We start from the raw sequence: 647 nt of genomic DNA, 5'->3' as shown, positions 1-647 counted from the left end.
GGCCAGGCTGGACGGCTTCGCGGAGCGCGCGGAGCTGGAGGACATCGCGCTCGGCGAGTTCGTCGCGCGCCGGGTGCGGATGGTGGCGCCGGAGGCGCGGATCTCGGTCGTACGGGACGCGTACGTGACCACCGACCCGCGCCGGTTGGAGCGGATCATCGGCAACCTGCTGGCCAACGCCGCCAAGCACGGCAAGCCGCCGTTCGAGGTCACCGTCGAGGGCCGGATGATCCGGGTCCGCGACCACGGGACCGGCTTCCCCGAGGAACTGCTCAAGGAGGGACCGAGCCGCTTCCGTACCGGCGCCAGCGACCGCGCCGGCAAGGGCCACGGCCTCGGCCTGACCATCGCCCAGGGCCAGGCCCGGGTCCTGGGCGCCCGGCTCACCTTCCGCAACGCGGAGCCGACCGCGGAGGGCGCGGAGGGCGCGGTCGCGGTGCTGTGGCTGCCGGACTCCGCGCCGACCAACACGGGCAGCTTCCCGATCATCCACGTACCGGACTGAGCGCGGCTCGGAGCGCCGGTCGGCCGGGTGGCAGGTGTGACAGACGGCGTCCCCGCCCGCGTCGCGTACCGCTCGGCGGCCCGGCGCGCGCACACTGGCAATCCCCGCACGCGAGGAGAGGACACCCACGCCATGCCCCCAG

At 74.8% G+C, this 647-nt stretch carries 1 protein-coding gene; it reads left to right on the top strand.

Annotation, left to right across the window (positions count from 1 at the left end):
• The coding region (locus KUM32_RS39580) for a sensor histidine kinase KdpD (protein ID WP_217146575.1) at positions 1-505 on the top strand (505 nt) is incomplete at its 5' end.
• Between the last annotated feature and the right edge of the window lie 142 nt (positions 506-647).

It is taken from the genome of Streptomyces sp. AC627_RSS907 (genome assembly GCF_019049165.1).
This window is presented reverse-complemented; position numbering and strand designations above follow the sequence as displayed.